This is a genomic window from Aurantimonas sp. Leaf443, from assembly GCF_001425575.1.
Taxonomy (GTDB): Bacteria; Pseudomonadota; Alphaproteobacteria; order Rhizobiales; family Rhizobiaceae; genus Leaf443.
Genome location: NZ_LMRD01000006.1, coordinates 26,935 through 49,039, shown reverse-complemented (window position 1 = coordinate 49,039; position 22,105 = coordinate 26,935). Strand labels below are relative to the sequence as shown.

The following is a 22,105-nucleotide window of genomic DNA, read 5'->3' as shown; positions in this document are numbered from 1 at the left end:
GGCGAAGACGAGGACGGCCCGACGCGGGTCGCCCGGCGGGGAGGAGCGCTCCGTCTCCTGCAGGCCTCCCATGCATTTTTGGCTCTGCTGCTCGGCGAGGCGACGGGCTATCTTCCGATCATAGAGTTTCGCAAGGGCCATCCTCCTCCCAAAGGCCCGAGCGGATTGTCCGCAGCATCCTCCTCCCAAAGCTGCAGGGCACTATTCGACGCCCGCCGGTCCTCCCCCGGCGGGCGTCTTCGTTTGCGCCCGGCCTCGCTGGCGCGGGCGCCGGCGGAGTGATACGGCCGCTTGCCATGGCCGGCCCATCCGAAACCACCCTCTACGCTCCGGTGAAGCGCTTCCTCGAGACGTTCGGCTACGAGGTCAAGGGCGAGATCGGCGGCTGCGATCTCCTCGCCCTGTCGCCGGGCGAGACGCCGGTGGCGGTGATCTGCGAACTCAAGCTCTCCTTCAATCTCGAACTCGTCCTCCAGGGCGTCGATCGCGCCGCGGCCTGCGACGAGGTCTGGCTGGCCGCCCGCCTCGCGGGCCGGCGCGGCGGGCGCGAGAACGACGCGCGCTTCCGCAATCTCTGCCGCCGGCTCGGCTTCGGCCTCCTGGGCGTGGCGGCCGACGAGACGGTGCACATCCTGCTCAGCCCCGCAGCCCCGGCCCCGCGCCGCGATCCGAAGCGCCGCTCGCGGCTCGTCGACGAGCATCGCCGGCGCAAGGGCGACCCCGTCGTCGGCGGCGGAACGAGGGCGCCGATCATGACGGCCTACCGGCAGGAGGCGATCGCCTGCGCGCGGCTCCTTGCAACCGCCGGGTGCCTGCGCCCGCGCGACCTGAAACCCGCGAGCCCGCGCGCGCTCTCGATCCTGTCGCGCAACGTCTACGGCTGGTTCGTGCGGATCGAGCGCGGTCTCTACGGCCTGACGGACAGGGGACGGGAGGCCGCGTCATCCGCCGAACCGCTGCCCGAACCACCGACATGGTCCCGCGAGAGTTGACATCGCGTCGATCCATGCATGTCCTCTCGCTGGTTTCGCTCCCGTTTCATGCCCGCCGGAGTTGTATTCTTGCGGCTTGCCGTCCTGCTTCATCCATCCGTAAGCTTCCCTAGGTAATTCTCCGGCCATGACGCAGTCCCTGCTCGATCTCGGCCAGATGCATTCCCTGCCCTTCGTCGCGGGGGCGATGCTCATCTGTGCGACGACGGCCTGGCTGTTGCTCGTTCTTCTCGAGCGGGCGAGCACCCATGGCGGGCTGCACCGGCTGGTCTGGATGGGCGGCGTGGCGGCGGTGGCCGGCATGGGCGTGTGGACGACGCATTTCATCGCCGTCCTCGGCTACCGGCCCGACATCGCCTTCGTCTACGACGCGGACACGACCCTCGTCTCGGCCCTGGTCGGCGCCGGACTGATCGGCCTGCCGGCCGCCGCCTGCGCGCTCTCGCGCTCGCGCCTCCTGCGCGTTCCGCTCGGCATGCTCTCCGGCATCGGCGTGGCCGCCATGCATTTCACGGGCATGAACGCGCTGCAGGGATGCGTCGTGACCCATTCCTCGGCGACCTACGCCGTGGCCGGGCTCCTCGGCACCGTCCTGTTCGGCGCAGCCTTCGCCCTGAGGCCCCGCCGCTTCGCCGGGAGCGCGAGCCTCGTCCTGATCGTCGCGGCCGTCGCGGCCGTGCATGTCGTCGGCATCGGCGGGCTCTCGCTCGAAGCCGCGACGCTCGCCGAAGGGGCGGGCGTCGACGGTTTCACCATCGGCGTCTTCACCGCCGGCACGGCGCTCGCCCTCTTCCTCGCCGGCTCGGTCTGCGCCGTCTCCTCCATGCGGCTGGAGGCGCAGGAGCTTCAGGCCGGCCTTCTCTCGACGGCGCTCGGCAATATGTCGAACGGTCTCGTCTTCATCGACGGCAAGGGCCGCATCAAACTCTTCAACGACCGCCTGAAGGCCCTGTTCGGTCTCGACGAGACCGAGCTTCGCCTCGGCATGCACTGGCACGAATATCTCGAGCATATCGGGGCCTCGGACGGCTGGGACGCCGAGCGCCTGCAGCGCGTCATCGCCAATCACGACGACTGGTTCGCCAAGGCGCAGTCGACCTATCTGGAGCACGACCGCGAGGACGGGCGCGTGATCAGCGTCGCCTGCCGCCCCGTCGCGGGCGGCGGCGCGGTCCTGACCTACGACGATGTGACCGCCGAGCGGCGCGCCCAGCGCGAGATCGAGCGCCTCGCCTTCCGCGATTCGCTGACCGGCCTCGCCAACCGGCGCGCCTTCCAGGCCGCCGTCGCCGAGGCGCTGGAGACGCCCGGCGACCGGTCGCTCTTCGTCGTCGATCTCGACCGGTTCAAGAGCATCAACGACACGCTCGGCCATGCCGTCGGCGACGCGCTGCTCGTCGAGGTCGGCCGCCGCCTCCTGGGCGCCTGCGAGAACCCGCGCGACCTCGTGGCGCGCCTGGGCGGAGACGAGATGGCGATCCTGCGCCCCGCCGCCGATCCGGCGAGCGACGAGCGGCTGGCCGAGCGCCTCGGGGCGACGTTCCGCGAGCCGCTCCATGTCTGCGGGCATCTCATCGACGTCGGCTGCAGCATCGGCATCGCCACCACGCGCGACACGCAGGACGCCGCGCGACTCGCGCAGTTCGCCGATCTCGCCCTCTTCGCCGCCAAGGCCGGCGGGCGCGGCACCAGCCGGCGCTACGAGGCGGGGATGAGCGAGCTGGCGGCACGACGCCAGGAACTGGAGGCGGATCTGCGCATCGCCATCGCCGAGCGCCAGTTCGCCCTCGTCTACCAGCCGCTCTATTCGATTGCGGAGAGGCGCATCTTCGGCTTCGAGGCCCTCATCCGCTGGACGCATCCGCGCAAGGGCGCCATCTCGCCGGCCGAGTTCATTCCCGTCGCCGAGGACACGGGCCTCATCTGCCCCATCGGCGACTGGGTGATCGGCGAGGCCTGCCGCGCGGCCGCGCATTGGCCGCGGGACGTGCATGTCGCCGTCAACGTCTCGCCCGTGCAGCTGAAGTCGAGCCGCATCCTCGGCCATGTGACGCAGGCGCTCGCCGCCAACGGCCTCCTGCCCGGGCGGCTCGAGATCGAGCTGACCGAGACCGCGCTGGTCGAGGATCAGGAGAGCATCGCCATGGCGCTCTCGGCCTTCCGCGCGCTCGGCGTGCGCGTGGCCATGGACGATTTCGGCACCGGCTACTCCTCCTTCGCGCATCTGCGCGACTTCGGGCTCGACCGCATCAAGATCGACCGCAGCTTCGTGCAGGCGGCCCCGCGGGACAAGGCCGCGCTCGCGATCCTGCGCGGCGTCGTCCAGGTGGCGCGCGATCTCGGCGTGCGCACGATCGGCGAGGGCGTGGAGACGGCAGAACAGCTCGATCTCCTCGCCCGCACCGGCTGCGACGCGGCGCAGGGCTATTTCATCGACCGCCCGATGTCGGGGGCGGCGGCCCGCAGCCTCGTGTCGGGCGAGGCTCCGGCGCCCGCGACGCCGGAGATGCGTCGCGCCTGAGGCGATCCCCATCGCGCGCCTCGCGGCGCGAACGCCTCGCCCGCATCGCAGGCCCTCGGCACCGTCACGTCCCGGCGCGCGACGGCTTTGGCGCGGCGCGCGGACCGTCTATGGGGGAAGGGTCGACGCCCCGCTCCCGCCGGCGCCGGGCCGCTTTTCTTGGAAGGCATCGCCATGCAGATCAGGGCGCTGGTCTATTTCAACGAGCTGGCGCGCTGCCGCTCCATGCGCCAGGCGGCGGAGCGGCTGAACGTCGCCCCGACCGCGATCAGCCGGCAGGTCGAGAATCTGGAGCACCAGTTCGGCACGCCGCTCGTGGAGCGCGGCGCGCGCGGCATCCGCCTCACCGCCGCCGGCGAACTCCTCGCCGACCGCCTGTCGCGCACGCTGCGCGACCTCGAACAGGTGAACGACCTCATCGACGACCTGAAGGGCCTGCGCCGCGGAAAGGTCGCCATCGTCACCAACGGCGCGCTGACGAGCGGCATCCTCGCCCCGGCGCTCGCCGCCTTCAGCGCCGACTATCCCAGCATCTCCTTCCGCATCGCCATCTCCAGCGCCCGCGCGGCGATCGACCTTCTCGCCGGCGCGGAGGCCGATCTCGCCCTGACGATCTTCACCCCGCCCCATCCCGACGTCGCCATGCGCTTCAGCGGCGACGTGGTGCATGCCGCGGTGGTGGCGCCCGGCCACCCGCTCGCCGCGCGCCCGCACGTGACCATGGCCGAGATCGCCGCCTTTCCTCTCGCCATTCCCGAGGAGAGCTTCGGCGCGCGCCTCGCCCTGGAGGAGACGGCCGCGCAGGCCGGCGTCGAGCTCCAGCGTCTCTTCGTCACCAACTCGCTGGAGATGCAGAAGGAACTCGCCCGGCGCGGCGCCGCCGTACTCATCCTGCCCGCGCTCGCCGTCGCGCGGGAGATCGCGCTCGGGGAACTGACAAGCGTTCCCATCCGCGGCGGCTGGCAGATCCGCACGCGCCTCGTCCTGTCCGTGGCGCGCGGCCGGCCCCTGTCCTTCGCCGCCTCCAAGCTCGTCGCCCATCTCGAACGCCATCTCGGCGCGCTGATCCCGTGACCTCGGGCGGACCGCGACCGGCGCAGGCGTCAGTGCTTCGCTTTCGGCTACACGGCGCAAACCAGATTGTCGTTGTCGCCACACTCATTCCGGTCCAGTCTCGGCCCACTCCTCGCAGGCGGGCCCGCCCCGGCCGCCGAACGCGCAAAGGTTTCTGACGATGCCGCTGTCCCGGTTGCTCGCGCCCCTCCTCCTCGCCGCCTCGCTTCTCGGCCCGCTCGGCACGGCGGGCGCGGCGCCGCGCACCGACCTCACCCTCGGCATGTCCATCGAGCCGGCCGGGCTCGACCCGACCGTCGCCGCGCCCGTCGCCATCGGGCAGGTCGTCTGGCAGAACGTCTTCGAGGGGCTCGTGCGGCTCGACCGGGACGGCACGGTCCAGCCGCAGCTCGCGCGCAGCTGGACGATCTCCGAGGACGGCCTGACCTATACGTTCGCCCTGCGGACCGGGGTCGCCTTCCACGACGGCACGCCCTTCGACGCCTCGACGGCGAAGTTCACCCTCGACCGGGCGCGCGGCGAGGCGTCCACCAATCCGCAGAAGCAGTTCTACGCCGTGATCGACGCGATCGAGACGCCGGACGCCGCGACGCTGGTGCTGAAGCTGAAGAAGCCCGCCGGCAACCTCCTCTACTGGCTGGGCTGGCCCGCCTCCGTCATGGTGGCGCCCAAGACCGCCGAGACCGACCGCACGCAGCCGGTCGGCACCGGCCCCTTCCGTTTCGCCAGCTGGGCCAAGGGCGACCGCGTCGTCCTGGAGAAGAACCCCTCCTATTGGGACGCGGCCGGCGCGGCGGCGCTGGAGCGCGTCACCTTCCGCTTCCTCGCCGATCCGCAGGCCCAGGTCGCCGCCCTCCAGTCGGGCGATATCGACGCCTTTCCCGAGCTCTCGGCGCCCGAACTCTTCGGCGCGTTCCAGACCGACGAGCGCTTCACGGCGGTGGCCGGCAACACCGAGCTGAAGGTCGTCGCCGGCATGAACAATGCCCGCAAGCCCTTCGACGACAGGCGCGTGCGCCAGGCCCTGATGATGGCGGTCGATCGCGCGATGCTGATCGAGGGCGCCTATAGCGGCTTCGGCCAGCCGATCGGCAGCCACTACACGCCGAACGATCCGGGCTATGTCGACCTCACGGGCGTCCACCCCTACGACGTGGAGAAGGCCAGGGCGCTGCTGGCGGAGGCCGGCCATGCCGACGGCCTCGCTTTCTCGATCAAGGTGCCGCAGATGTCCTATGCGACGCGCTCGGCCGAACTCCTGCAGGCGCTCTTCTCCGAGATCGGCGTGACGATGACCATCGTGCCGACGGAGTTTCCCGCCAAATGGGTGGCGGAGGTGCTGAAGGGCAAGGATTTCGAGATGACGATGGTGGCCCATGCCGAGCCGCTCGACATCGATATCTACGCCCGCCCCGACTACTATTTCGGCTATCGCAATCCCGCCTTCGACGAGACGATCGCCAAGGCCGAAGCGGCCACCGACGAGGCGAGCCGCCTCTCGCTCTACGGCGAGGCGCAACGCATGCTCGCCGAGGACGTGCCCGCCCTCTACCTCTTCGTCATGCCCAAGCTCGGCGTGTGGAACGCCAAGCTCGAAGGGCTGTGGGAGAACGAGCCGATCCCCTCCAACGACGTGACGGACGTGCGCTGGCGCGAGTGAGGCCCGCCCGGCCGGGAAACCCGCCGCCGCCGACCGTCGACCGAACATCCCGAAGCTGAGGCCCGCCGATGCTCGCCCTCCTGTCGCGCCGCGCCCTCGGCCTCGCGGCGACGCTCCTCGCCGTCTCCGTCCTCATCTTCCTGGTGATGGACGTCCTGCCGGGCGACCCCGCCGCGATCATGCTCGGCACCTCGGCCCAGCCCGAGACGCTGGCGGCGCTGCGCACGCAGATGGGGCTCGACGAGCCCGCCGTCCTGCGCTTCCTCTCCTGGATCGGTGCCGCCGCGACCGGCGATCTCGGGCAATCCTACACCTATGGCGTGCCCGTCGCGGGCCTCATCGCCGAGCGGCTGGCGGTGACGCTTCCCCTCGCCTGCCTGGCGATCCTTCTCTCGATGGCGCTCGCCATCCCGCTCGGGGTGCTCGCCGCCTCGCGCCAGGGCCGCTGGCCGGACGCGCTGGTCACGGCCTTCACGCAAGGCAGCGTCGCCCTGCCGAACTTCTGGATCGGGCTCCTCCTCATCCTCCTCTTCTCGGTGCAGCTCGGCTGGCTGCCCTCCGGCGGCTTTCCCGGCTGGCAGGCCGGCGCGGGGCCCGCGCTCTCCGCGCTCGTCCTGCCCGCCGTCGCGCTTGCCCTGCCGCAGGCCGGCATCCTGACGCGCGTGACCAAGACCGCCGTCCTCGACGTGCTCGGCGAGGATTTCGTGCGCACCGCGCGCGCCAAGGGGCTGACGCGACGCGCGGCTTTGTGGCGCCATGCCGTGCCCAACGCGCTGGTGCCGGTCGTCACCATTCTCGGCCTGCAGTTCACCTTCCTCATCGCGGGCTCGGTGCTGGTCGAGAACATCTTCGCCCTGCCGGGCGTCGGGCGCCTCGCCTACCAGGCCTTCACCCAGCGCGACCTCATCGTGATGCAGAGCACCGTCCTCTTCTTCGCCGCGCTGGTGATCGTCGTGAACTTCCTCGTGGACCTCGCCTATCTCGTCCTCGATCCGCGCCTGCGCGGCCGGGGCGCGGCATGAGCGCCCTCGCCGCCCCGCCGGCGGCCGCGCGCCGGCGCACGGCCCTGCCCGCGCGGCTCGTGGCCGGGCTCGCCATCACCGGTCTTCTCGTCGGCATGGCGCTGCTCTCGCTGGTCTGGACGCCGCTGCCGCCGACCAAGATCGCGATCCTCGCCAAGCTGAAGGCCCCGCTGGAACACGGGCTTCTCGGCACCGACCATTTCGGCCGCGACGTCCTGTCGATGCTGATGGCCGGCGCGCGCAATTCGCTGTCCGTCGCCCTCAGCGCGGTCGCGCTCGGCGGAGCGGTCGGCACGCTGGTCGGCGTCGGCGTCGCGGCCTGCCGGGGGACGGTGGAGGCGCTCCTGATGCGCGCCTGCGACGTGATCTTCGCCTTCCCGCCCATCGTCTCCGCCATGATGCTGGGCGCCCTTCTCGGGCCCGGCCGCCTCACCGCCATCGTCGCCATCGCCGTCTTCATGGTGCCGGTCTTCGCCCGCGTCACGCGCGGCGCCGCGCTCCAGATCTGGTCGCGCGACTATGTGATGGCCGCGCGCGGCGCCGGAAAGGCGGGACCGGCGATCACGGTCGAGCATGTCCTGCCCAACATTTCCGGCCAGATCATCGTCCAGGCGACGATCCAGCTCGGCCTTGCGATCCTCACCGAGGCGGGGCTCTCCTTCCTCGGGCTCGGGGCGCCGCCGCCAGCCCCGAGCTGGGGCCGCATGCTGGCCGACGCGCAGACCTATCTCGCCCAGGCGCCCTGGCTCGCCGTCGTCCCCGGCGCCACGATCGCGCTCGCCGTCCTCGGCCTCAACCTCCTCGGCGACGGGTTGCGCGACCATCTCGACCCGCGCCGGAGCCTCGGCCGATGACGCCCCCGCCGCTTCTCGACGTGCGCGCGCTCCGCGTCTCGGTGAACGGGCGCGACGGCGCGCGCCTGCCGATCCTCGCCGACATCTCCTTCACCCTCGGCAAGGGCGAGACGCTCGGCATCGTCGGCGAGAGCGGCTCGGGCAAGTCGATGCTGGCGCTGGCGCTGATCGGCCTCCTGCCCGGCGGGGCCGAGGCCGACGGCGAGGCGCTCCTGGAAGGCACCGATCTCCTGCGCGCCTCCGAGCGCGAACTCTGCGCGCTGCGCGGCCGCCGGATCGGCATGATCTTCCAGGAGCCGATGACGGCGCTGAACCCGTCGATGCGCGTCGGCGACCAGATCGCCGAAGGCCTGGTGCGCGGCCGCGGCCTGTCGCGCCGCGAGGCGCGGGCGCGCGCGCTGGCGCTTCTCGACCGCGTGCGCATTCCCGATGCCGCCCGACGCCTCGACGCCTTCCCGCACGAAATGTCCGGCGGCCAGCGCCAGCGCGTCGGCATCGCCATCGCGCTCGCGCTCGAACCCGCCCTCCTCATCGCCGACGAGCCGACGACCGCGCTCGACGTCACCGTCCAGGCCGAGATCCTCGACATTCTCGCCGAACTCGTGCGCGAGAGCGCGATGGCGATGATCTTCGTCAGCCACGATCTCGGCGTCGTCGCGCGGGCCACGGAGCGCGTCCTCGTCCTCTATGCCGGCGCGCGCCTCGAGGAAGGGCGAACGCGCGAAGTCCTCGAAGCCCCGCGCAACCCCTATACGCGCGGACTCCTCGCCGCCATGCCCCGCCGGCCCTCGCCCGGCGCGGGGGGCGCCGGGCGCCTCGCCACCATTCCCGGCACCGTGCCGGGCTTCTCGGCCCTGCCGCCCGGCTGCCGCTTCGCGCCGCGCTGCGCCTTCCGCCTGCCCCCATGCGAGGCGCGCGAACCCGCCTGGGAGGCGCTCGGCGAAGGTCGCGGCCTGCGCTGCATCCGCGGCGGCGCCGCCGGAGACCTGCCATGACCGCGCCGCTTCTGGAACTGCGAAACCTCTCGCGCCACTATGGCGGCGGTCTGACGGGCAAGGCCGGCGGCCAGCGCGCGCTCGACGCCGTGTCGCTGACGGTCGAGCGCGCCAGCATCTTCGGTATCGTCGGCGAGAGCGGCTGCGGCAAGTCCACCCTCGCGCGCCTCGTCGCGGCCCTCGACACGCCGACCCAGGGGGAGGTGCTCCTCGAGGGCGAGGATCTCTTCGCGCTCAATGCCCGCGCGCTCGCCCGCCGCCGGCGCGATTTCCAGATGGTCTTCCAGGACCCCTACGGCTCGCTCGATCCGCGCCAGCGCGTCGGGCGCATCGTCGCCGAGCCGCTGCACGTCCTCGATCCCCGGCCCTCGAAGGCCGCGCGCGAGGCGCGCGTCGCGGAGGTTCTGGAAAGCGTCGGTCTTCGGGCGGGCGATGCCGCGCGCTTCCCGCACGAGTTCTCCGGCGGCCAGCGCCAGCGCATCGCCATCGCCCGCGCGCTCGTCACCGGGCCGAAGCTCGTCGTCGCCGACGAGGCGGTCTCCGCGCTCGACCTGTCCGTGCAGGCGCAGGTGCTCAACCTCGTTCTGGACCTGCGCGAGAGGGACGGCGTCGCCTTCCTCTTCATCACCCATAATCTCGGCGTCGTGGACGCGATCTGCGACCGCGTCGGCGTCATGTATCTCGGCCGTCTCGTGGAGACGGGGCCGGCGGCGGAGGCCTTCGAACGCCCGCTCCACCCCTATACGCGGCTTCTTCTCGAGGCCGAGCCGCGTCTGGACGCGGCGCAGATGCCGCCGCCGCGCCGCCCGGCGCCCTTCGCCGGCGACCCCGCGACCTGGCAGGGCTGCGCCTTCCGCCCGCGCTGCCCGCTCGCCACCGAGCGCTGCCGCGCCGAGACCCCGCTGCCACGGGACCTGCCCTCCCTGCCGGGCCGGTTCGTCGCCTGCCACCATGCCGAGGCGATGGCGGCCGAGCCGCACCGCCTGCCGCCCGCGAAAGCTCAGAAGCCATGACATCGCCCCTCGACCTTTCGGCCGTCGACCTCCTCGACGCCTATGCCGCGCGCCGCCTCTCGCCGCTGGACTACTGGGACGCGGTGGAACAGCGCGTCGATGCCTTCGAGCCGGCGATCGCCGCGCTCTGGGCCTACGATCCCGAGACCGCGCGGCGCGAGGCCGAAGCCTCGACGCGGCGCTGGGCGAAGGGCGCGCCGAACGGGCGGCTCGACGGCGTGCCGGCGACGGTGAAGGAACTCATCGCGACGAAGGGCTGCCCCGTGCCGCTCGGCACCCGCGCGACGCGGCTCGTGCCGGCCGAGGCCGACGCGCCGGCCGCCGCCCGGCTTCGCGAGGACGGCGCGATCCTCTTCGCCAAGACGACCTGCCCCGACTACGGCATGCTCTCCTCCGGCCTCTCCTCCTTCCACCGGCTCTCGCGCAACCCTTGGAACACGGCGATGAATCCCGGCGGCTCCAGCGCCGGGGCGGGCGCGGCGGCGGCGGCCGGCTACGGCCCCCTGCATGTCGGCACCGATATCGGCGGCTCGGTGCGCCTTCCCGCCGGCTGGACCGGCACGTTCGGCTTCAAGCCGAGCCAGGGACGCATCCCCGTCGATCCCTATTATGTCGGCCGCTGCGCCGGCCCGATGACGCGCACCGTCGCCGATGCCGCGCTTCTCATGGAGACGCTCGCCCGGCCGGACTGGCGCGACGGCACGAGCCTGCCGCCGCAGGAGATCGACTGGATGGCGCTGGACGGGCTCGACGTCGCCGGCCTTCGCATCGGCCTCATGCTCGACGCCGGCTGCGGCCTGCCGGTCGAGGACGCGGTCCGTCGGGCCGTGGTCGCCGCCGCGAAGCGCTTCGAGGCCGCCGGCGCGACGCTCGTCGAGGTCCCTCCCGTTCTGACGCGCGCCATGCTCGACGGTCTCGACGACTTCTGGCGCGCCCGCTTCTGGGGCGAGATGCTCAAGCTCGACGAGGCGCGGCGCGCGACGATCCTGCCCTATATCCTCGACTGGGCGAAGGCGGGCGATGCGGTCTCGGGCGTCGCCGCGATCGCCGGCTTCGACCAGACGATGGCGATGCGCCGGGCCTGCGGCACCCTCTTCCAGAGCGTCGACGCGGTGCTCTCGCCGACCAACCCGATCGTCTCCTACCCCGCCGACTGGGCCTCGCCCACCAACGATCCGGCGCGGCCCTTCGAGCACATCGCCTTCACGGTGCCGTGGAACATGTCGGACCAGCCGGCCGCCTCGATCAATTGCGGCTTCTCGCCGGACGGCTTTCCCATCGGCCTCCAGATCGTCGGCCCGCGCTTTGCAGATCTGACCATCCTTCGCCTGTCGCGCCTCTACGAGACCTGGCGCGGGCCCATAACGTCCTGGCCCGAGCCGGCGGCGGCCTGATGACGGGAAGGAAGCGTCAGGCCGACCAGGAGGCGTCCGGCGCCACGACGCCCTTGGTCAGCATGAAGCAGCCGTAGAAGCGCGTCTCGCCCGTGGCGATCACGCAATAGGCGGTGGCGGCCCGGTCGTAGAAGGCGAAGCGCTCGATGCCGTAGAGCGGCGCGGACGCGCCTTCCGCCCGGTCCACCTCCGCCTGCACCTCGCGCTGCACGGCCGGCATCTCGTCCGGCGCGCCCATCACCTCCATGCGCCCGACGGAGGGCTGCAGCGGCGTGTCGAGGGGAAAGACCGAGAGGATCGCGCGGATCGCCCGGGGAGCGGAGATGTTGTCCATGCGCAGGAGCGAGCCGCGAACCGTGCGGCGCGCGATCGAATCGGCGGGAAAGTTGGTGTCGACGAGCGCCAGCCGGTCGCCATGGCCCATGGACCGCAGCGCGTGCAGGATGTCGGCGTTCAGCGCCGGATCGATGGTCTTCAGCATGGGTCGTCTCCCCTCCCGCGGATAGGCCGCCGGCCAGGCCGCGGCGCGCCGTGATATCGCCGGGCGCGGCGTCTGTCCCGCACAAAACGCGTGGCGGGTCGGCCTCCCCCGGCGGCACGCGCCGGACTTCTTTCGCCAGGCGGCACGGGGCGGGTGCGATCGCGCGTGCGATGGTCTATAGCGCGGGCGACCGCCGGTCGGGGCGAGAGGCCCGGCGACCGCGCCCCACGCCGGAGACACGCATGGCCTTCCAGAAGATCGTCGTCCTCAACGGGCCGAACCTCAATCTCCTCGGCCGCCGCGAGCCCGGCGTCTACGGCGCCAAGACGCTGGCCGATATCGAGGCGGAGCTGCGCGCGCGCGCCGGCGACCGCGTCGAGCTCGTCTTCCGCCAGTCCAATATCGAGGGCGATCTCGTCACCTTCGTTCAGGAGGCCGGGCTCGAAGGGGCCGGCGTCATCCTCAATGCCGGCGCCTACACGCACACGTCCATCGCCATCGCCGACGCGATCCGCGGCGCCAAGGCCGTCGCCATCGAGGTGCATCTGTCGAACGTCCATGCGCGCGAGGAATTCCGCCACCATTCCTATCTCGCGCCGGCCTGCAAGGGCGTGATCGCGGGCTTCGGCGACCAGTCCTATCACCTCGCCCTCGAGGCGCTGCTCGCACTCTGAGCCGGCCGCGAAGGCCCTCGCGTCCCGACAGGCGGCGGATGCGGCCCGGCCGGCCGCGTCAGTTCCGCTGGCCGGCCACGATTCCGGTCGCCGTCCAGGACCGGTCGCCAGTGCCCACGTCGAAGCCGCCGATCAGCCCAGCGGCGGGGATCGCCCCGTTGTCGACGAGCGCTCCGTCGAGCGAGCCGACGAGATTCGGCGTGTCGATCGCGCCGGAGAAGCGGGCCGAAGGGCCTGAAAGGCCGCCGACCGCGGCGCCGAAGTCGCGACCGTCGAAACCGGTGACGTCGACGCGCCCGTTCCGGCTCCCGAGGTCGATGGAGGCCGCCATCTGCCCAGCCGCCAGATAGGTCGCGCCGGCTGACCGGACGCTGCCGACGGCATGGCCCGCATAGGTCGCGGTGGTGCCGGCGAGCGGCGCGAGGTCCGCCGCGGCGGTGATGTCGCCGGTCACGAAGGCGCCCATGTGGAAACCGACCTGCGTCGTGCCGCTCTGGCGGCGGAACTCGGCCTGCATGCCCCAGAATCCCCATTCCAGGAAGCGGCATTCGCACAGGGTCTTGCCCTGCAGGAAGGCCGTCGTCTCCACGTTGGGGATGGCGCGGGACGAGACGAGATAGCTGTTCGGATTGCCCGAGGCGCCGAGATTGGTGTCGGTGCGCCGGAAGCGGGTGTTGGCATTGTCGCCGTTCTCGACGGCGGCGAAGGTCCGGTCGTCGACATAGGCCGAGCGCACCCGGTCCTGTGCCGTTCCGCCGAAGGCGATCGAGAAGCGCGGGGCGCCGCCGGTCACCGCATAGACGTTGTAGACCTCGAACTGCGCCCGCAGTGAGGCTGCGGCGGCGTCGAAATCGACGAAGACGCGCTCCGGGTCGAAATTGCGGAACAGATCGTTGTGCAGCACGGGGCTGCCGTTCGTGTAGCCGTCATAGGCGTCGATGACGCCCGCGGCGAAGCCCTGGCGCAGGTCGAGGCTGCGGGTGAGGCCGGCGACTTCCGACTGGAGATCGGCGACATGGGTCGTCGCATAGTCGGAGACCGTCCCGCCGCCATAGGCGAGCGTGTCGAAATAGCCGAGCGGTCGCGACTGTTCCTCCGTGATGAGGAAGTTGGAGCCGTCGGAGCCGAAGAGACTGCCGGCCGAGGCGTCCGCGCCCGCCAAAGAGGCCACCTGCCCGCCGAGATAGAGCCCGATCGCCTCGCCCTCGGCCCGGAGCGATCCGCCGCGCCGCGCGAAGACATAGGGGCCGCCGCCCTCGTTGACGAGGAGCGCGCCGACATTGACCGAGAGGAGGCTCTTCTGGGTGGGGCCGCTGCCCTGCACCTGGAGAGAGGTCTGGAGGACCCGGCCGGGGCCGGAGGGCTGCTCGAGAACGAGGAGGTCCGAGACGAGCGCGCCGGCCTCGCCCAGCCCGTAATTCAGCGTGAAGGGAAGGGCCGAAGCCTGGATCGGATCGCGCGTCAGCGCGTAGCGCCGCAGATCCGTGCCGGTGAGGACGCTTGCCGGCGTCGTCGTGCCGGTGAGCGCCACGACGGGGCGCGCGATGTCGCCCTGTTCGGCGAGGAGATAGGCCGAGAAGCCTTCCTTGTCGGTGTAGAGTGTGCCCGTGAGCGGCAGGCCGCCGAGCGACGCGCCCGAGCCGGCGGCGATGTTCCAGCCCGTCAGCGTCCGGCTGTCCCGGACCGGAAGCGTCAGCGCCCGCGCGCCGAACGTGCCGGTCGCAAGCGTGCCGTCGGCGGAGAGGACGAGATCGGCAAGGCCGTCCGCCTCGGCCGAGCCGCCGGTCCGCCCGCTCGGCTGCTGCGATCCGACGCGCGCGGTCTGGACGCGGAAGGACCGCGTGACGCTCGGCACCTCGCCGCCGCCGCCATCGCCATCGCCATCGCCATCGCCGCCACCGCCATCGCCGCCGTTGCCGCCGCCATCGCCCCCGCCGTCTCCACCATCGCCGCCGCCGTCGTCACCGCCGTCCCCGCCGTCGGATCCGTCCGGCGCCTCGGTCACCGTCGCCACGATCTCCTGCCGCACCGTGTCGTTCGTCGCCTCGGCGACGTCGACGAGCTGCGCGGGGACGAGTTCGGGCCGGGGCGTCGGCAGCGGCACCCTGTTCAGGGTGACGGAGACGCCCGAATTCGTGCGCTCGAACGGGTTGGCGGCGACATAGCCCTCCGTCGGCGGGTTGCGCGAGCCGCCCGACGTGCCGGCGCCACCGGCCAGCGAGGACTGGATGCGGCTCGCCCAGCCGGCCGGCGTCCTGACCGTGCGCACCTGGCCGCCCGAGAAGGCCAGCGAATAGCCCGGCTGGTAGAGCCGCCCGCAGACCGCCGAACCGCAGGTCAGGACGACTTCCTTGCCGAAGATCAGCGAGATGTGCGGCGGCACGCCGGAGGCCCCGCCGCCCTGCCCCTGAAGGTCGATATCGGCGACCGCGCCCCGGATGCCGACCGTGCCGACCGGCGTGTTCAGCGTCACGCCGCCCGGCGTCTTCGACGTCTTGCCGCCGACGAAGCGGAAGACGCCCTTGGTGAGGCTCGCCGTGACCTTCGCCGTGCCGGCCTGCGGATCGTAGACGAAGCGGTCGATCGTGATCGAGGAGTTCGGCCCCACGGTGAAGGCGGTGCCGTCCGAAAGCAGGATCTGCACGAGGCCGACCGTGTCGGTGTCGATGCGCTCGTCGAAGATGAGGTTGTCGCCGAGCGCGATGGTGCGCACCGCCTGTCCGGGCGGCAGGCCCCGCGCCGACTGGTTGACGGCGGCCGCGACGCCGATCCCCTGCGCGAGCGCGGGGGCGGTGCCGGCCGCCGCGAGGAGGGCGAGCGAGGCGAGAAGCCCGGTCTTCAGCATCGTCGTCTCCGTCAGAAGCGCTTGAGGATGGCGATGGCGGCGCGAAGATTGTCGTAGTCGCGCATGTCGTAGTTGGAGGCGACGTCGCGGTAGCCGGCCTGCAGCTGCATGGCCCATTCGTCGCGCAGCGGCACGAGCTGCGTGGCCTGGAGGAAGAACTCGCGATCGTGCTCCTCGTCGCTTCCGACCAGCCGGTCCGGCTCGTCGAACCAGCGGCCGGAGAGGCCGGCGGCGAGCGTCAGCGTCCAGGGCGCCTCCAGCGCGGCGACCGGCGAGGCGAAACTGTGGCTGACGCCGAGGACGCCGCCGACCTCGCCGTAGCTGAGATAGTCCGCGTCCGCGAGGCGACGCTCGCCGATCAGCGTGGAGAAGAGGACGGTGCGGTCGCTCAAAGCGTACTGGGCGGCCAGCGAGGCGTTGTAGCGCTCGCCCGTGCGATCGGAGGAGGTCGGCCGGTCCGTCGAATCCTGGAAGGCCTCGTGGCGCGCCTCGAGATTGCCGGTGAGGCGCAGCTGCGGGTCGATCAGCGTCGAGGCCTGGATGCCGAGACCGCCGGAGGCGAGATAGGGATCGGCCTGAAGAACCGCCCCGCCCAGGATGCCGTAGACCGAGAGGCGCGTGTCGTCGAGGCCGTAGCGGCCGAGGTCGAAGGACGGGCCGACGGTGAGTTCGGCGAGCGCGGTGTTCAGCTCGTCGCGCTCGGCATAGAGCGAGCCGTAGGCGGTGAAGGTCGCCTCCAGCCGGTCGCCCTGCCCCGGCAGGTCGTGGCTGTAGTTGAGGAGAAGCGAGGCGAAGCCGTTGACGTCCGGGCGCTCGGTGAACGTGTCGTCGAGAATGTAGTCGACGCCGTTCAGCCCGATCGTGCGCGAGGACGGGGCGGCATTGGCGTTCGTCTGGTAGGCGCCGCCGAGCGTGACAAGCCCATCGAGGCGCGAGGGCGCGTCGGCATCGTCGAGCCGCGCGAGATAGACGTCGACGCGATCGCGCACGGGCTGCGGAACGTCCGGGCCGGAGACGGCGGCCTCGAAATAGGTACGCGCGGTCTGCGTGGCGCCCAGCCGGTAGTAGAGGACGCCGAGCTCGAGCTGCAGGCGCGGCAGGCCCGGCGCGAAGATCAGCATGCGCTCCAGCGTCGCCACCGCCGCCTCGAGATCGCCGGCCTGCGAGGAAAGCGCCGCATAGTCGAAGGCAAGGTCGAGATTGGACGGGTCGGCCATCATCCGCCGGAACAGGGCGTCCCGGCGGGCGTCGATCTCCGGGCCGGCGCCGACGGCCTCGGCGCGCGGCGGCACCTGCGTCTGCGCCGCACACGGTCCGGCCGCGACGATCGCCATGGTGGCAGCCGCCGCCAGACCCGTCAGGCCGCAGCCCACGCGAGCGCCGTCGCGCGACGGCTTCGTTCCCATCGACATGCCCGGACGTTCCCCGCGCCGCGGGCAGACCTCTCACTGCGAAAGCCTGCCCGAACGAAACCTCGACTCATCCAGGCCGAAAGCCATTTCGACTTGGATGGACCATCTAAGGAAATGGAAAGTCAGGCGTCCATACATCGAAGGCGCCACGGGATGACCTAGGGGAATATTCGTCCCGTTTGTCTGCCGACCGTGTCGTTCGGGTGACTCGCCCCTTGCGGCGGGCCGGCCGACCGGCGGCGGCGCGTCGACGGCGCTCGCGGAGGAGGCGGGCGTCCGGGGCGCCTTCCGCCCCGGCGCGGCGGTCAGGCGGTCAGGAGCCGCAGCACCGCCTGCGGCGCGCCGAGGCGCTCCAGCACGAGTTCGGCGCCCGCGAAATCCTCGTCGCGGCTGTAGCGGGAGGGGACGACGACGCAGCGCAGCCCGGCGGCCGTCGCGGCGGCAAGGCCGTTCGCGGTATCTTCCACCGCGAGCGCCTGCGAGGCGTCGAGGGCCAGAAGCTCCAGCGCGCGGCGGTAGACGTCGGGCGCCGGCTTCTTGGCGCGGACCTCGTCGCCGCAGACCATGACCTCGAAGGAGGCCGCGGCGCCGAGCGGCGTATTGGCGAGCAGCGCCTCCACATTGCCGCGCGTCGTCGTGGTGGCGATGGCGAGGCGCACGCCCGCCGCCTTCGCCGCCGTCACCAGATCGAGGATGCCGTCGCGAAGGTCCAGCGCGCCCGCCTCCACGGCGCGCGCGTAGAGCGCGGTCTTGGCCGCGTGCAGCCGGGGCACGAGGCTCTCCGCCGGCTCCTTCAGCGCGATGGTCTCGCGTTCGATGAAGTGATGCATCCGCTCCTTGCCGCCGGTCACGGCGAGAAGATCCTTGTAGCGGTACTCGTCCCAGTGCCAGCCGAGGCCCTCCGCGGCGAAGGCCTCGTTGAAGGCGCGCCGGTGCAGTTCCTCAGTCTCGGCCAGCGTCCCGTCGACGTCGAAGATCAGCGCCGTCACGAGGCGAGGACCCGGGCGCCGAGGCCTTCGAACTCGTGCGGCAGGAGGTCCAGCCGGTCGATCACGGCATGGGCGCCGAGCGCGTCGGCCGGGCGGATCGTGTAGCCGCCGCGCACGACGACCACGGTCATTCCCGCGGCCTTCGCCGCGTCCACGTCATTGTCGCTGTCGCCCACGAAGACGATGTCGGCGGGATCGAGGCCGAGCCGCTCGGCCGCCATCAGGAGAAGGCCCGGCGCCGGCTTGACCGGCGGGCCGCTGTCGCCGCCCACCACCACGTGCAGCCGGTCTTCCAGGGTGAAATGGCGCAGGATCTCCACCGTCGCGGCGCCCGGCTTGTTGGTGACGACGCCGACCTTCAGCCCCCGATCCGTGAGATGGGAGAGGATCTCCTCCGCTCCCGCGTTGAGACGCGTCAGCCGCGTGGCGCGCGGCTCGTAGAGCGACAGATAGAGCGCGACGAGGCGCTCGCGGTCGTCGGGGGCGAGCGCGACGCCCAGCGCGCCATAGGCGCGGTCGACGAGCTTGGGCACGCCGCCGCCGATCATCCGCCCGACATCCTCGACGGTGAAGAGCGAGCGGCCCTCCATCGCCATCATCTCGTTCAGCGCCTCGTGGATGTCGGGCACGGAATCGACGAGCGTCCCGTCGAGGTCGAAGAGCACGGCCTTCGGCCAGGCATGTGAGGTCATCGCGTTCCCTTCCCTTGGATCGAACGGCCGCCGGCAGCGCCTCGAGACGCTCCCCCGCCGGGCGCGAGCGGAGCGTCCGCCGTTTCGCCCGGCGCATGCGCCGGATGCGCGGATCGGCCATGGCGCCGCCGCCGTCCCGTCTTCGTCCGCCTCGGCGCCCGCCGAACCGCAGTATAGGAGGACGCAGGCCGAAATCGACGGGCTCTCTCCCATCGCCCGATAGGCAAAGCCCGCGGAACGCGGCGCTCACAGCGCCGAGAGGCCGCCGTCCACCGGCAGCGCGACGCCGGTCGTGAAGCCCGAGCGCGGATCCGCAAGATGCAGGACGGCGCCGACCACCTCCTCCACTTCGCCCAGGCGCCGCATCGGCACGCCGCGCACGAGGCGCTCCTCCTCGCCGGCGTCGAGCCCACCTGCGCCCGTCACCATCGCGGTGCGCGCGAAGGCGGGGCAGACGGCGTTGATGCGGATGCCGCGGCGCGCGTTCTCGAGCGCGGCCGACCGGGTCAGGCCGACGACGCCGTGTTTGGCGGCGGCATAGACGGAGAGATGCGGCGCGCCCTTCAATCCGGCGATGGAGGCGATATTGACGATCGAGCGCACCCGCCCGTCGGCGGCGAAGCCTTCGGCCATCGCGGATATCTGATGCTGGAGGGCGAGCACCACGCCCAGGAGATCGACGGCGAGGACACGCGCCGCAAGGTCCGCCTCGATCGTCTCCAGCCGCTGCAAGGGATGGACGATGCCGGCATTGTTGACCGCGACGTCGAGCCCGCCGAACCGCTCGGACGAGAGTTCCACGAGGCGGCGATGCGTCTCCTCCCGCGCGACGTCGCCGGAGAGGATCGCCACGCGCGCCGGGTCGAAGGCCGCCGCCGCGTCCGCCAGCGCATGGGCGTCGAGGTCGCAGAGGATGAGGCTCGCCCCGCGGGCCGCGAAGGCGCGCGCCAGCGCCCGCCCGAAGCCGCCGGCCGCCCCCGTGACGAGGACGCGCGCGCCCTCGAAGCCCTCAGCGTCCGGCATCGATCGTCTCGTTGGCCATGCGGGCGAGGAGCGGCACCGAGCGCCCGTAGACTTGTGCCAGCGCCGGATTGGAGGCGTTGCCGAGCGTGAAGCGCTTGTAGACGCCCTGCAGGATCGCCGCGAGGCGGAAGAAGGAGAAGGCGAGGTGGAAGGTCCAGTCCCCGATCCCTTCCAGCCCGCGCCGCTCGCAATAGCGCGCGACATAGGCGGCCTCCGTCGGAATGCCGAGCGCCTCGCGGTCGAGCCCGCCCAGGCCGCGGAAGGCGCCCTCGTTCGGCAGGCGCCACTGCATGCACTGGTAGGCGAGGTCGGCGAAGGGATGGCCGAGCGTGGAGAGTTCCCAGTCGAGCAGCGCCAGGATCTTCGGGGCTTCCGGGTCGAAGATCATGTTGTCGATGCGGAAGTCGCCGTGGACGAGCGAAACGGCGCCGTCGTCGGCCGGCAGGTTCGCCTCCAGCCAGTCTCGCAGCCGCGCCATGTCGGCATTGGGCTCGATCTCGGAAAGGCGATACTGTTCCGCCCAGCGCGAGAGCTGGCGGGCGAAGTAGTTGCCGGGCCGGCCGTAATCGGCAAGGCCGACGGCGGAAACGTCGACGCCGTGAAGGTCGGCGAGCACCGCGTTCATCGCGTCGTAGATCGCCGCCCGCTCGGCGCGGTCGCGCGCCTGCGGCACGGCGGGGTCGAAGAAGATGCGCCCGTCCAGGAACTCCATCACGAAGAAGGCGCGCCCGATCGGCGAGTCGTCGTCGCTTGCCAGATGGAAGACGCGCGGCACGGGGACCGGCGTCTCGGCGAGCGCCGCCATCACCCGGAACTCGCGATCCACCTGATGGGCGGATTTCAGGAGTTCGCCCGGCGGCTTGGCGCGCAGCACGAAGGAGCCGCCCGAGGCGTCGAGCCGGTAGGTCGGGTTGGACTGGCCGGCCGCGAACTTGGCGACATGGACGAGGCTGCCGAAACCCGGCACCTCCCGTGCCAGATAGCGGCCGAGTTCGCCGATGTCGAAGCCGAAGCCCGGTGCGCCCGTGTCCATTCGATCCTCCCGATCCGGGTCCCGCCGGCGGCCGGCCCTGCCATGCGTCAGTCCGTCGGCGGCTCCAGCACCGCCAGCGTGATCCAGTGGGCCGAGAGCGCGGGCCTTGGCGCCCCCTCGATCTCCACCTGCGCGTCCCAGGCCGTCTGCACGCTCACCGCCCGCTCGGTGAGGCCGATCAGGCGGAAGCGGCCGCGCACGCGCGCCCCCGCCTTCACCGGCGTCAGGAAGCGGACCTTGTCGAAGCCGTAATTGATGCCCATCCGCGTGCGCTCGATGCCCGGTAGAGCGTCGTAGGCGAGCGTGGAGAGCAGCGAGAGCGTCAGGAACCCGTGCGCGATCGTGCCGCCATAGGGCGTCTCGGCCTTGGCGCGCTCGGGATCGACATGGATGAACTGGTGGTCGATCGTGGCGTCCGCGAACGTGTCGATCATCGCCTGATCGACGGTGATCCAGCCGGAGACGAACTCCGCGCCGTGGAGATGAGAGCGGAACGCCTCCAGCGGCACCAGCTTCTCGCGCAGCCTCTCCTCGGCCGCCTGCCTGTCCGTCGCGCTCATCGCTGCCTCGCCTTCCCGTCCCCTTCGCCGGACCGTCACTCCGGAAAGAGTTCCGGCCCCGTCTGAACGCCGATGCCGCCGTCGAGCGGCAGGATGGCGCCGGTCACATATGCACCCGCGCGCGAGCAAAGGAAGAGCGCGGCGCCCGCCGCGTCGTCCGGCCGGCCGATGCGCCCGAGCGGCACGCCGGCGCCGATGGCCGCCGCCTTCTCGTCCGTGCCCGTGGCGAAGGCCGTCATCTTCGAGGCGAAGGGTCCGGGCGCCAGCGCGTTCACCGTCACGTGGCGCGCGGCGAATTCCTTGGCGAGGCAGCGCGTGAGGTGATGCACGGCGGCCTTGGAGGCGGCGTAGGAATAGACGCGCTCGGCGAGCGGCACCGCGCCCATCACCGAGCCGAGATTGAGGACGCGCGAGGGCGCCTCCGCGCTCGCCGAGGCGACGAGCATCGGCATCAGCCCCTGCGTCAGCGAGAAGAGCCCGGCGACGTTCACCCCCATCACGCGGGCGAAGGCCTCGTGCGGGAAGCTCTCGAAGGGCGCGCCCCAGGAGATGCCGGCATTGTTGACGAGGATGTGCAGCGCCTGCGTGCGCTCGGCCACCGAAGCGACGAGCGCCTTCACGCCGGCCTCGCTCGCCACGTCGCCGCCGAAGGCCTCCACATGGCCGGGCAGGCCCATTGCGTTGATCTCGCCGGCCGTCGCCTCGCAGGCCTCGGCCTTGCGCGAGGCGATCAGGACGCGGGCGCCCGCGCCAGCGAAGCCGGTCGCGATCATCCGTCCGATGCCGGTCGCCCCGCCTGTGACGAGCGCCGTGCGCCCGTCCAGCGAGAAGAGATCGTCGATGAGACCCATGCGCATCCCTCCCGTTCGAG

Annotated in this window: 19 protein-coding genes; 10 read left to right on the top strand and 9 right to left on the bottom strand. The window is 71.8% G+C overall.

Going from position 1 to position 22,105, the window contains the following annotated elements:
- Positions 1-296 precede the first annotated feature (296 nt).
- The 9 genes from ASG48_RS04940 to ASG48_RS04900 all read left to right on the top strand — a co-directional run bounded on the left by ASG48_RS04940 (position 297) and on the right by ASG48_RS04900 (position 11,525).
- Positions 297-992: a DUF2161 family putative PD-(D/E)XK-type phosphodiesterase gene (locus ASG48_RS04940; protein ID WP_055846182.1), complete on the top strand. Its 696-nt coding sequence runs from the start codon at positions 297-299 to the stop codon at positions 990-992.
- A gap of 127 nt (positions 993-1,119) precedes the next feature.
- Entirely contained in the window at positions 1,120-3,513 is a 2,394-nt protein-coding gene (locus ASG48_RS04935; RefSeq protein ID WP_055846178.1) for an EAL domain-containing protein, read from the top strand.
- A gap of 174 nt (positions 3,514-3,687) precedes the next feature.
- Positions 3,688-4,587 (top strand): LysR family transcriptional regulator, encoded by a 900-nt coding sequence (locus tag ASG48_RS04930; protein ID WP_055846175.1) that lies wholly within the window; start codon positions 3,688-3,690, stop codon positions 4,585-4,587.
- A gap of 160 nt (positions 4,588-4,747) precedes the next feature.
- A complete protein-coding gene (locus tag ASG48_RS04925) occupies positions 4,748-6,247 on the top strand; it encodes an ABC transporter substrate-binding protein (RefSeq protein ID WP_055846174.1) in 1,500 nt (499 codons plus the stop codon).
- A gap of 68 nt (positions 6,248-6,315) precedes the next feature.
- Positions 6,316-7,269, top strand: coding sequence for an ABC transporter permease (locus tag ASG48_RS04920; RefSeq protein ID WP_055846171.1), 954 nt, complete (start codon positions 6,316-6,318; stop codon positions 7,267-7,269).
- Positions 7,266-8,123, top strand: a complete 858-nt coding sequence (locus ASG48_RS04915; RefSeq protein WP_055846170.1) for an ABC transporter permease — start codon at positions 7,266-7,268, stop codon at positions 8,121-8,123. The genes ASG48_RS04920 and ASG48_RS04915 overlap by 4 nt, the downstream gene beginning before the upstream one ends.
- Positions 8,120-9,118, top strand: coding sequence for an ABC transporter ATP-binding protein (locus tag ASG48_RS04910; protein WP_055846167.1), 999 nt, complete (start codon positions 8,120-8,122; stop codon positions 9,116-9,118). Before ASG48_RS04915 ends, ASG48_RS04910 begins: the two co-directional genes overlap by 4 nt.
- Positions 9,115-10,131, top strand: a complete 1,017-nt coding sequence (locus ASG48_RS04905) for an oligopeptide/dipeptide ABC transporter ATP-binding protein (protein ID WP_055846165.1) — start codon at positions 9,115-9,117, stop codon at positions 10,129-10,131. Before ASG48_RS04910 ends, ASG48_RS04905 begins: the two co-directional genes overlap by 4 nt.
- A complete protein-coding gene (locus tag ASG48_RS04900; protein WP_055846163.1) occupies positions 10,128-11,525 on the top strand; it encodes an amidase in 1,398 nt (465 codons plus the stop codon). The genes ASG48_RS04905 and ASG48_RS04900 overlap by 4 nt, the downstream gene beginning before the upstream one ends.
- Before the next feature lie 16 nt (positions 11,526-11,541).
- Here ASG48_RS04900 and ASG48_RS04895 read toward each other — a convergent pair whose 3' ends face one another.
- Positions 11,542-12,006, bottom strand: coding sequence for an RbsD/FucU family protein (locus ASG48_RS04895; RefSeq protein ID WP_055846160.1), 465 nt, complete (start codon positions 12,004-12,006; stop codon positions 11,542-11,544).
- A gap of 242 nt (positions 12,007-12,248) precedes the next feature.
- Between ASG48_RS04895 and aroQ the strand changes: the two genes are divergently transcribed.
- Complete coding sequence (gene aroQ / locus ASG48_RS04890; protein ID WP_055846158.1) at positions 12,249-12,680, top strand: type II 3-dehydroquinate dehydratase; 432 nt, start codon at positions 12,249-12,251, stop codon at positions 12,678-12,680.
- A gap of 58 nt (positions 12,681-12,738) precedes the next feature.
- Here the strand turns inward: aroQ and ASG48_RS04885 are convergent, their stop codons facing one another.
- The 8 genes from ASG48_RS04885 to ASG48_RS04850 form a co-directional block, all read right to left on the bottom strand.
- Positions 12,739-15,525, bottom strand: coding sequence for a FecR domain-containing protein (locus ASG48_RS04885; RefSeq protein WP_055846155.1), 2,787 nt, complete (start codon positions 15,523-15,525; stop codon positions 12,739-12,741).
- A gap of 11 nt (positions 15,526-15,536) precedes the next feature.
- Entirely contained in the window at positions 15,537-16,937 is a 1,401-nt protein-coding gene (locus tag ASG48_RS04880; protein ID WP_055846153.1) for a tetratricopeptide repeat protein, read from the bottom strand.
- A gap of 305 nt (positions 16,938-17,242) precedes the next feature.
- The gene (locus tag ASG48_RS04875) at positions 17,243-17,926 is read right to left on the bottom strand and encodes an HAD-IA family hydrolase (protein ID WP_055846150.1); all 684 of its coding nucleotides are present in this window, start codon (positions 17,924-17,926) and stop codon (positions 17,243-17,245) included.
- Positions 17,923-18,618: a phosphoglycolate phosphatase gene (gph, locus tag ASG48_RS04870; protein WP_055846146.1), complete on the bottom strand. Its 696-nt coding sequence runs from the start codon at positions 18,616-18,618 to the stop codon at positions 17,923-17,925. The genes ASG48_RS04875 and gph overlap by 4 nt, the downstream gene beginning before the upstream one ends.
- A gap of 246 nt (positions 18,619-18,864) precedes the next feature.
- A complete protein-coding gene (locus ASG48_RS04865; protein WP_055846143.1) occupies positions 18,865-19,641 on the bottom strand; it encodes an SDR family oxidoreductase in 777 nt (258 codons plus the stop codon).
- The gene (locus ASG48_RS04860) at positions 19,628-20,674 is read right to left on the bottom strand and encodes a phosphotransferase (RefSeq protein ID WP_055846140.1); all 1,047 of its coding nucleotides are present in this window, start codon (positions 20,672-20,674) and stop codon (positions 19,628-19,630) included. The genes ASG48_RS04865 and ASG48_RS04860 overlap by 14 nt, the downstream gene beginning before the upstream one ends.
- Before the next feature lie 47 nt (positions 20,675-20,721).
- Positions 20,722-21,234 (bottom strand): MaoC family dehydratase, encoded by a 513-nt coding sequence (locus ASG48_RS04855; RefSeq protein ID WP_082529253.1) that lies wholly within the window; start codon positions 21,232-21,234, stop codon positions 20,722-20,724.
- Between the two features lie 35 nt (positions 21,235-21,269).
- Positions 21,270-22,085, bottom strand: coding sequence for an SDR family oxidoreductase (locus ASG48_RS04850; protein ID WP_055847829.1), 816 nt, complete (start codon positions 22,083-22,085; stop codon positions 21,270-21,272).
- Between the last annotated feature and the right edge of the window lie 20 nt (positions 22,086-22,105).